At 52.3% G+C, this 9,960-nt stretch carries 8 protein-coding genes, 1 tRNA gene and 1 pseudogene; 4 read left to right on the top strand and 6 right to left on the bottom strand.

Annotation, left to right across the window (positions count from 1 at the left end; genetic code table 11):
• Positions 1 to 269, top strand: a pseudogene (locus tag DACE_RS12735) (hydroxylamine reductase); the annotation flags it as partial.
• A 190-nt stretch (positions 270 to 459) separates the two neighbouring features.
• On the opposite strand, the gene DACE_RS12730 reads toward DACE_RS12735, so the two are convergent.
• Together DACE_RS12730 and DACE_RS12725 are read right to left on the bottom strand one after the other, a co-directional pair.
• A tRNA-Leu gene (locus DACE_RS12730) sits at positions 460 to 547 on the bottom strand.
• A gap of 61 nt (positions 548 to 608) precedes the next feature.
• Entirely contained in the window at positions 609 to 2,195 is a 1,587-nt protein-coding gene (locus tag DACE_RS12725) for an Rqc2 family fibronectin-binding protein (protein WP_006001889.1), read from the bottom strand.
• A 174-nt stretch (positions 2,196 to 2,369) separates the two neighbouring features.
• Between DACE_RS12725 and DACE_RS12720 the strand changes: the two genes are divergently transcribed.
• A complete protein-coding gene (locus DACE_RS12720) occupies positions 2,370 to 3,275 on the top strand; it encodes a lysophospholipid acyltransferase family protein (RefSeq protein WP_006001887.1) in 906 nt (301 codons plus the stop codon).
• Positions 3,272 to 3,748, top strand: a complete 477-nt coding sequence (locus tag DACE_RS12715; protein ID WP_006001885.1) for a tRNA (cytidine(34)-2'-O)-methyltransferase — start codon at positions 3,272 to 3,274, stop codon at positions 3,746 to 3,748. The genes DACE_RS12720 and DACE_RS12715 overlap by 4 nt, the downstream gene beginning before the upstream one ends.
• Before the next feature lie 6 nt (positions 3,749 to 3,754).
• Here DACE_RS12715 and murJ read toward each other — a convergent pair whose 3' ends face one another.
• A complete protein-coding gene (gene murJ / locus DACE_RS12710; protein ID WP_006001883.1) occupies positions 3,755 to 5,320 on the bottom strand; it encodes a murein biosynthesis integral membrane protein MurJ in 1,566 nt (521 codons plus the stop codon).
• Positions 5,321 to 5,497: 177 nt separating this feature from the next.
• Here murJ and rpsT point away from each other — a divergent pair, with 177 nt between their 5' ends.
• Positions 5,498 to 5,761 carry a 30S ribosomal protein S20 gene (rpsT, locus tag DACE_RS12705; RefSeq protein WP_006001881.1) on the top strand — a complete coding sequence of 88 codons (264 nt, stop codon included), beginning with the start codon at positions 5,498 to 5,500 and terminating at the stop codon, positions 5,759 to 5,761.
• A gap of 127 nt (positions 5,762 to 5,888) precedes the next feature.
• On the opposite strand, the gene holA is transcribed toward rpsT, so the two are convergent.
• The 3 genes from holA to leuS are packed head-to-tail and all read right to left on the bottom strand — an operon-like array spanning position 5,889 to position 9,957.
• Complete coding sequence (gene holA, locus DACE_RS12700; protein WP_006001879.1) at positions 5,889 to 6,884, bottom strand: DNA polymerase III subunit delta; 996 nt, start codon at positions 6,882 to 6,884, stop codon at positions 5,889 to 5,891.
• Between the two features lie 11 nt (positions 6,885 to 6,895).
• On the bottom strand, positions 6,896 to 7,408 hold the full coding sequence (locus DACE_RS12695; RefSeq protein ID WP_006001877.1) for an LPS-assembly lipoprotein LptE: 513 nt from the start codon (positions 7,406 to 7,408) through the stop codon (positions 6,896 to 6,898).
• On the bottom strand, positions 7,405 to 9,957 hold the full coding sequence (gene leuS, locus DACE_RS12690; RefSeq protein WP_006001874.1) for a leucine--tRNA ligase: 2,553 nt from the start codon (positions 9,955 to 9,957) through the stop codon (positions 7,405 to 7,407). The genes DACE_RS12695 and leuS overlap by 4 nt, the downstream gene beginning before the upstream one ends.
• Positions 9,958 to 9,960 lie beyond the last annotated feature (3 nt).

The following is a 9,960-nucleotide window of genomic DNA, read 5'->3' as shown; positions in this document are numbered from 1 at the left end:
GGCATCTTTCGCATTCGATTGCCCTGGCACTGGCTGAAGCGTTTGAATGCGAGGTCAACGATTTGCCGTTGTCCATTGTCCTGTCGTGGTATGAGCAAAAAGCGGTTGCGGTTTTGTTATCATTGCTGTCATTAGGCCTGAAAGACATGCGCATTGGACCCTCGCTACCCGCGTTTATCTCACCGAATGTTCTCAATTTCCTGGTTGAGAACTTCAACCTGACACCGATTGGTAATGCCAGTGATGATATGGCGACCATGCTTGGTTAATCTAATAAAAGGCCCTGTCACAGTTGTGCAGGGTCTTTTATCGTTTCGATGTGATCCCCATAGGGAGACTCGCCCACTCTGGCGTTGCCGTCACGGCAACTCTGGCGTGGCGCTAGCTCCGCTTCGAGTCTTACGACTGCTTTTGCAAAATAAAAAACCCGCCACCTTACGGTAGCGGGTTATTTTATTTTGGTGCCGAAGGGGAGACTCGAACTCCCACGCCCTAACGAGCACATGAACCTGAATCATGCGTGTCTACCAGATTCCACCACTTCGGCTTGAAGCGAGACGTTTTATAACAAACAGTATGGGGAAATGCAACAAAAAAATGGTTGCCGCTTACGCTTCCTTGACCTCTTGTGCCGGAGCGACCATCACCGTGCGAAATTCATCCACGGTCACCAATCCGGGAGGGGCATTTTTCACCCGCTTAACATGCTTGCCGTAGGCCACCATCACTTCAACCTTGGAACTGTTTTTTCCACGACAAAAACGGGCGGCAATGGCCGCAGCAAACAGCACATCCTCTTCGGCTACGTCTGCGCCATCACATTTGAGAACCACGTGACTCCCCGGCATCAGATGCGCATGGAACCACAGGTCATTGGCTTTAAGCATCTGTTTACTTAGATAATCGTTGGTTTTATTGTTACGTCCCCACAACACCGGCCACCCAGCGGGCGAAACCGTCTTACGCATCAGATCCGCCGGAGAAGTCCGCCGCGTCTCACGATTCAGGGTATTTTGCGGGCGGTAGATCCCGGCTTCGATCAACTCCTGGCGAATGACGTCCAGGTCGCCGGCAGAGTCACTTTCCAGTTGCTCGGTAATCTCTTCAAGCCAGGCGATTTCCTGCTCCGTCTGCTCATGACGGCGCAGACAATGATCAAGACCTCGCTTAGCCTTGCTGTAGCGTTTGTAATACTGATCGATGTTTTCCTGCGGTGCCTTTGCCGGGTCCAGCTTTAAACGACACATCACAGGTGGGTCCTGATAATAGTCTGTCACCTCAACATCTGTCATGCCTCGCTTGAGAAGATGTCGTTGGGCACTGAGCAGGTCAGCCTGCTGACGGAAAAGATCGGCCTGTTCGCACTCCTGCCATTGGGCATCAATACTCGCCAGACGTTTGTAAAGACGCTTCAGAGCTTTTTGGACCACCCTGCCCAGATCATCCGGCCCTTTTCCAGCACCATGCTCACGGGCATAGCGGCTCAGGTTTGATGCCGCCTCATCGTCACCGGTTAACCACATGGTCAGTCGCTTTCCACGACAGCGAGGTTTAAGTTGTCCCTGCTGCCACGCCGTAACAAAGGCTCCAACCTGTTGAATCAGAGGATTCTGCTCTGTTGTCGTAACCAGTGAAGACGCAACAGCACGACTCATGGGCACAACGCGCTCACTCAAAAACGTTTGTATGGATTCCGGGGGCTCGTGATCCCGTAACCATTGGACAAGATCGATCAGGGCAATTTGATCGGCTAAGAGTTCGGACGGTTCTTGAAACCGGGCATTCTGTCTATGCAATACATCGACAAGTTGACCCTCGTCATTGAGTAAGCTCAGATTGGCATCACGACCAAAGAAGGTTGCTACCAACGTAGAGCTCTGCCCCTCTTTGCCATTGAAATGCAGCCGGACAATCCGATCCATGGGATCAAGGCGGATAGATTCGAGGCGATGCAGCCGAGCCCGCAGCAGTTGGCAGAAGCGCGGTGGACGCATTGGGTTACGCGCATTCTGATCGGTCAGATAAAGTTCTGCCGCAGCCGGACCAAGTCGCATCACCAAACGCACTTCCTGGCGACCGTTCCACATTTTAAACACCAGGGTATCAGACTGCGGCTGATATATTTTATTGACCAAAGCCCCGTGCAATTGCGGTTGAATCTGCCGAATCAGGGCATCGAGAAAAAAGTAATCCATAGCCTTCACTTTGTTTGTTACATGCATTGCTGTCAACATGAAGATTTGGTGTAGACAGAGCACTTGCTTGCTGAACCTTTTTCACCGTGGTAGTATCCGGTCGGTTCTAATCACGAGGATGAACACGCCTCATTCAGGCTGATTTTCACAGCCTGCTAACACCGTTGAGACCTTATGAATAAAGAAACCTTACAGAATTATCTTGAAGCGGCACCGTTCTTCCTGTTTGTCGGTATTGCCCGCCTGCTGCCCCGCCTGTGGGCACTCAAACTCGGGCGCCAGCTTGGACGTGCCAGCCGTTTTTTTCAGCCCAAGCGCGTGGCCACAGCGCGTGACAACCTGCGCAAAGCATATCCGGATAAAGACAGTGCGTGGATTGAGTCCATGATCCGTAAGGTGTTTGAACACCTCGGCATCAGCAGCATGGAAATGCTACGCCTCAATCATTTTACCACCCGTCGTGATGTCGATGACCATTTCACCTTTGATGGTCTGGAACATCTGCAAGCCCTCAAGAAACAACAGCAGGGAGCGTTTCTACTCACCGGTCATGTCGGTTTCTGGGAGGCGGGCACTTTTTTTATGCCGATTCTCGGCTATCCAGTCGATTTTGTCGCTAAGAAAATCCGCAACCCGTTTGTCGACCGCTTCATTCAGAATCAACGTGAAGGTGCCGGCGGTCGGTGCCTCGACAGTAAAAAAGGGGCGCGTCGCATCATCCGTGCCCTGACGGATCAGCGCATGGTGTGTCTGCTGCTTGATCAGCATGTCTCCAAAAAGCAGGGAATCGTCGTCAACTTTTTTAACCGGCCCGCCTACGCCACACCGATCATTCCACAGATCGCCCTGAAGAATCAAACACCCATCGTCCCGGTGTTTGTCTATCGTCAGGAAGATTATAATTACCGGGTCGTTATCCATCCGCCGCTGGTCTTTGACGGGCCGGCCACCAAGCAAGCGGTTCAGGACTGCACCCAAAAACTCACCGACATTGTTGAAGAAGCCATCCGCCAACAACCGGACCAGTGGTTCTGGGTGCACCGGCGCTGGCGCAAATCAGCAGAGCGACAGACATCATGATTGATCCGCCTTTTCATATAGTACTGGTGGAACCGGAGATCCCACCCAACACCGGTAATATTGCCCGATTGTGTGCCGGAACCCAGACCCATCTCCACCTGGTAGGCAAGTTGGGTTTTTCTCTGGATGACCGTTATCTGAAACGCGCCGGTCTCGATTATTGGCCCCACGTGCCTCTGCATCGCTGGGACAGTCTGGAACAACTGGAACAGGCCTACCCTGAGGGTCGCTGGTGGTACACCTCGAAAACCGCCCACCTTGTCCATAGTCAGGCGACGTTTCACCCGGGAGATTTCATCGTATTCGGCAAGGAGACCAAGGGACTGCCCAAAGAGCTGCTTGAGCGCCACCCGCAACGTTGCCTGCGCATCCCCATGAGTTGTGATGCCGTACGCAGCCTCAACCTGTCTACCTCGGCGGGCATTGTGCTCTACGAAGCTTTACGTCAGGTTGGTGCTCTGGAAAACGCTTAGTTGGGATTAACCCCGCCGCAGTTTGCGCTGGACAATGGCCTGCAACTCCTTGAGTTCGGCAATTTTCACCAGACGACCAACCAGCAGGTAACTGGCCACACCGCCGACGATACTCCCACTAAGAATCATCGCGTTGACCGGCGTCAAACCGGCCGACCACTCTCCCAGCAATAACACCCTATCAACCACCACCGCCATAACAGCGCACGCCAGCAGGGCTTTGAGGTTCGTCACCCACAGCGCTTTCAAGCCCAATCTGCCAATTTTTCGGCGCAGCATCACCAGCAGTATCACGCTGTTGACCACCGAGGACAGTGTCAAGGCAGCCGCCAAACCAATATGCTGGAATTGTCCCATCAACAGCAGACCGAAAGCCACATTAGCCAGCAATGTCCAGAACGAAATCCACACCGGGGTCCGGGTATCCTGAAGTGCATAAAACGTCGGAACGATCACCCGACTGATGCCGACGAACACCAGACCCGGTGCATAGGCAGCCAAAGCCAGGGCGGTTTGTTGAACATCCGCAAATCCAAAGGCGCCCTGCATGAACAACTGGCTGAAGATCGGTTCAGCACAGACAATCAACCCCACGCCTGCGGGCAACGTGACCAGGACAATAAGACTTAACGCATAACGCAGCGACCGCTTGACCTCATCCACCTCGCCTGCGGCGGCCTGACGGCTCATGGTCGGCAACACGGCTTGAGCCAGCGAAACAATAAAGATCCCCTGGGGAAATTCAAACAGGCGTTGGCCGTAGTAGAGATAGGAGACGCTGCCCTGTTCCAGAAAGGATGACAACAACCGGGTGACCACCACGTTGATCTGGTAGATAGCGACACCGGCAATGCCCGGCACCATCAATAAAATGATGCGCCGCACTGTGGAATCGTGCCAGTTCCATTGCCAGCCGAGTCGAAGACCATAGCGTCGCAACACCGGTAACGTCATGGTCAACTGCAACACGCCGCCGGTAATGACACCCCAGGCCAGTGCTTCGATGGGCATGACAAAACGGTGATGGAGCAACAAGGCACTGCTAATCATTGCCAGATTAAGCACCAACGGAGAGATGGCCGGCACGAAATAATGACCGTAGACATTCAGCACACCGGTCAACAACGCCAGCAGGCTGACGAAGAAGATGTAAGGAAACATAATGCGGGTCAGAGAAACGGTTAATTCCAGTTTGCCGGCGATCTCCCCAAAACCATGGGCAATCATCTGTACCAGCCCTGGGGCCAGAACAATGCCGAGCATGGTCACGACAACCATAACTGTGGCCAGCAGAGACCAGCACAACACCATCACCCGCTGCGCGGCCTGTTCTCCCTGTTGTTCACGCACCTGACTGAAAGTCGGTACAAAAGCTGCGGTCAGCGAGCCTTCAGCGAAAAAACGTCGCAAAAGGTTCGGTATGGTGAACGCCATAAAAAAGGCATCACTGCCGAGCCCGGCACCAAACAGAGTGGCGATCACCATATCCCGCGCCAATCCGGCAAAACGGCTGATCAGAGTTGCCAGACTGAGTATTCCGGCTGCCAGTGTAATTTTTCTTTGTTCCGACATAAGCACCAAAAGGGATTATTTTATTTTAATACCAACAGGAAAAATCGTAGTCCTTTGATATTGTTAAGTATTTAACAATACGGTTAGCAAGTTATAATATTGACACACACCTCAAGGCAGTGCTATAACCTCTCTTCGTTACCTAAAAACAACAACACCAATTGATGGAGAAATTCAATGGCTAATCATAAGTCTGCCCTGAAGCGTAACAAGCAAAGCATCGTTCGTCGTGACCGCAACACTCAAGCCCGTTCCACCATGCGCACCATGGTCAAGAATGTTCGCCTGGCTGTTGCTGAACAGAACAAAGACGCAGCGACCGCGGCTCTGACCCAAGCGGTTCCCTACATTGACAAAATGGCAACTCGCGGCATCATTCACAAAGCGACTGCCAGCCGTAAGATCAGCCGTCTGACCAAACTGGTCAACACTCTCGCCTAATCGCTTTACCGAACAATGAGTTAAAAAAAGGAGCCCTGAGGGCTCCTTTTTTTTTGCCTGACAATCACCGCCGGTCACAACAAAAACGAGGGAGTCTCTCTTGCCTTGTTATTGACCGTAGTTGTTTTTAGCTCAGATACACCAGATCTGTCAGCAACTTCTGGAGCAAAGCCTGAGGATGAGCGCCACTCGACTTCATGGCCAGATCCATCTGCAAAAACAGTTCAAACGCTTTCGGATAGGTTGCCATGTCAAATTGGCGCGATTGGCGCATAATCCGCTCAACAAAATAAGGATTAATGCGCACGGCTTTAGCCACATCCTGCTGAGATGCCCCTTGCTCCAACAAAGACCGGGTTTTCCATAACTGACGGAAATGACGCGTCAGCATGGCGAGAATTTTCAGCGGGGCTTCCCCTTCAAGTTGCAGACGTTCGCTTAGCGTTAACGCTTGCGGCAGCTTGCGTGCACCAACCACATCGGTCAGATCAAAAATGCTGTCCACCCGGGTGTCACAAACAACGGCCGCCACATCATCAACGTCAATGACGGGTTTGTCTCCCAGGTAACTGGCCAACTTCAGCAACTCGCCGTGTATTTCCGTCAGATAGGTTCCTACCCGTTTACAGAACAACGACAAACCATCTTCACTGAACTGTTTGCCGAACTGGCGCGCCTGATCACGCACAAACGCTGGAATTTTATTGGCGAACAGCGGCTTAAACTCGATCAGTTCACCGGTTTTCTTGAAACTCTGGAAAAATTTCTTCCGTTTATCGATCCGGTTGGCGCAAAACACCAGACAACATTCGGCAGCAGGTTCCTGAATGTAAGGAACTAATGCGTCCAGTGTCCCTGCGGAAAGATCCTGAGCCTGTTTGATAACGACCACTCGCCGCTCGGCAAACGCCGGAAAGGTTCGGGCGGTATCCATGACCAGAGTCGGGTCCGCATCCTTACCGGAAAGAACCAGTAGGTTGAAATCACGCGTTGCCGGGTCTACGGCAGTATTAAGAAGATGTTTGAGGGATTGTTCCAACAGAAAAGCTTCCTCCCCGTAGAGAAACAACAGGGAAGGAAGCTTGTTGGCACTAATGGCTTTATTCAGATCGGCCGGAGTCATGGCAGCCGCAATCAGAAGTTATCGGTCAAACTGTTATAAAGTTCCTGAGCCAGACGACGGTGCAGGTCTTCTTGAGCCAGTGTTTCGTTGTAATCCTGCTGAGCACGATCATCATTGGCATAGAACTCCTCTTTCCAACTCACAGTACCCTGCCAGATCACTTCCTCGCCATTGGCCCGCGTCAGAACCGCATCAACGATCATAGTCGCACGATATTCAGTGATATCATCGTTGCGATCATAAGAAACAGTGCTGGCGCGGTAGCTGACAATGGTGCCGGTGAGAATCGCATCAGCCAGATCAGCGCTGGCGACAATTTCCACCGTACGGCGGCGGGAAAACTGGTCACGCACTTCATTGGTCAGCGGTGTTTCCAGAAACGGCTCGGTCGTTTTATTTTGAAACGGTTCCACATAGACCGTCTGGATATCTTCCGGCAACGCATCGCCACGTCCCGGCAGATGGTAGCCACACGCACAGACCAACAACGTGATGCCGATAAGCAGGAGCGTCAGACGTCTCATGATGCCACCACATTAACCAGTTTACCGGGAACCACGATCACTTTACGCACCGTGCCGTCACCAATGAAGCGCTGGACCGTTTCATCGGCCAGAGCGGCCTTTTCGACCTCATCCTTGCCGGCTGACGCGGAAACCGTGATCTTGGAGCGTACTTTGCCGTTAACCTGGATGACGATAAGCTTTTCGTCCTCGACCATGGCAGCCGTATCATACTCTGGCCAACCAGCGGTTTCCAAATCCTCTTCATGCCCCAGGTTAGCCCACAACTCTTCAGTAACATGAGGAACAAATGGTGCCAACAAACGAACCGCGGCTTCCAGAGCTTCTTTTACCGCACCGGGATACTCGGCTTTCTTTTCGAAACCGTAAATCGCGTTAACCAACTCCATAACTGCGGCAATCGCCGTATTGAAATGGAAACGGCCATCAATGTCTTCAGTCACCTTTTTGATGGTGCGATGAGTCATGCGACGCAATGCCTTGGCATCGCCCTCGGTCTCTGGAGCAGCGGCATTTTTGAGAATATCCTGGTTGTCATAGACGGCCCGCCACACTCGATTTAGGAAACGGTAACACCCTTCAACACTCTGATCATTCCATTCGAGGTCTTTTTCCGGAGGAGCGGCAAACAGTGAGAACAGACGTGCCGTATCGGCACCATACGTGGCAATGAGTTTGTCAGGATCAACAACGTTCATCTTCGACTTACTCATCTTTTCGGTACGACCAATGGTCACCGGTTTGCCACACTGAGTACATTTACCGTTTTCCACCTGTTCAGGATACAGCCAGCCATGCTCAGGGCAGGATTGGGTCTCCTTGCACACCATGCCTTGAGTGAGCAGGTTAGTAAACGGCTCATCGACATCCATCAATCCCAGATCGCGCATCACCTTGGTGAAGAAACGCGCATAAAGCAGATGCATGACCGCATGTTCAACACCGCCGATATATTGATCCACCGGCAACCAGTATTCCGCTGCGGCACGGTCGATGGGTCCGGAAGCAAAATCAGGGCAGGCATAGCGGGCGAAATACCAGGAACTCTCAACAAAGGTGTCAAACGTATCGGTTTCGCGTCGCGCCACTTCACCACACTGCGGACAACTGACCGTATAGAACTCTTTATGCTTAGCCAGCGGACTACCACCTTCACCGGTAAATTCAACATCGGTAGGCAGAACTACCGGCAGATCTTTTTCCGGCACCGGAACCACACCGCACTGATCACAATAGATGATGGGAATCGGTGTGCCCCAGTAACGTTGACGCGAAACGCCCCAATCACGCAGACGGAAGTTAACGGTTTTCTCGCCAATCCCCTCTTTGGCCAGGTAATCGGCAATCTGTTCTTTGGCAGCTTCGTTATCGAGGCCGTCAAAGCGATCCGAATTGACCATCTTGCCGGGTCCTGTCCAGGCTTCGGCCATGGTTTCCGGATCGATGTTCTCATCTTCCGGCTGAATCACCACCACCAGCGGCAGATCGTATTTTTTGGCAAATTCGAAGTCTCGTTGATCATGGGTCGGAACGGCCATAACCGCGCCGGTACCGTAGTCCATCAAAACAAAGTTAGCCAGATAGATCGGCATTTTGCGCCGTGTAAGCGGATTGATGCAGTAGGAACCGGTAAAGACCCCCTCTTTTTCGAAGTCTTCACTGGTGCGATTCTTTTTATCCTGAGTACGCACCTTGGCAATAAACGCTTCCACCGCCTCGCGCTGGTCATCGGTAGTCAGCTCCAGTGCTTTGGGATGCTCGGGGGCCAAGCTCATAAACGTGGCACCGTACAGGGTGTCCTGCCGGGTGGTGAAAACCTTGATTTTATCGAGGGTATTTTCCAGTGGAAAGGCAACTTCACAACCAGTGCTGCGACCGATCCAGTTGCGCTGCATGGTCAGGACGGAATCCGGCCAGCCAGCCATTTTGTCGATCTCGTCAAGCAGCTCCTGGGCATAATTGGTGATTTTAAAGAACCACTGATCGAGTTCTTTATCTTCCACCACCGTGCCACAACGCCAGCAGGCATCGTCTTCCACCTGCTCATTGGCCAGAACGGTCTGACAGGTCGGACACCAATTCACCGACGAACTCTTCTTGTAAGCCAGCCCTTTCTCAAACATCTTGAGAAAGATCAGCTGTTCCCACTTGTAGTAGTCGACATCACAGGTGGCAAACTCACGATCCCAATCGTAGGACAGCCCCATGCGCTTGAGCTGCAGACGCATATTGGCAATGTTCTCAACCGTCCATTTGGCCGGGTGGATGCCATGCTGAATGGCGGCATTTTCCGCCGGCATGCCGAAGGCATCCCAGCCCATGGGATGAAGGACATTGTAGCCTTGCAGACGCTTGAATCGCGCAACGACATCACCAATGGAGTAGTTGCGGACGTGGCCCATGTGAATTCGACCGGAGGGATACGGGAACATCTCCAGAAGATAGAATTTTTCCTTATCCGATTTTTCAGATACAGAAAACTTATTGGAATCGGCCCAGGCTTTTTGCCAGGCCAGTTCAATACCGATCGGTTCGTAACGCTCTTCCATGTT

Origin of the sequence: Desulfuromonas acetoxidans DSM 684, from assembly GCF_000167355.1 — a bacterium.
Lineage (GTDB): Bacteria > Desulfobacterota > Desulfuromonadia > Desulfuromonadales > Desulfuromonadaceae > Desulfuromonas > Desulfuromonas acetoxidans.
The sequence above is the reverse complement of the archived record's forward strand: the minus strand, read 5'-3'. Positions and strand labels throughout refer to the sequence as shown.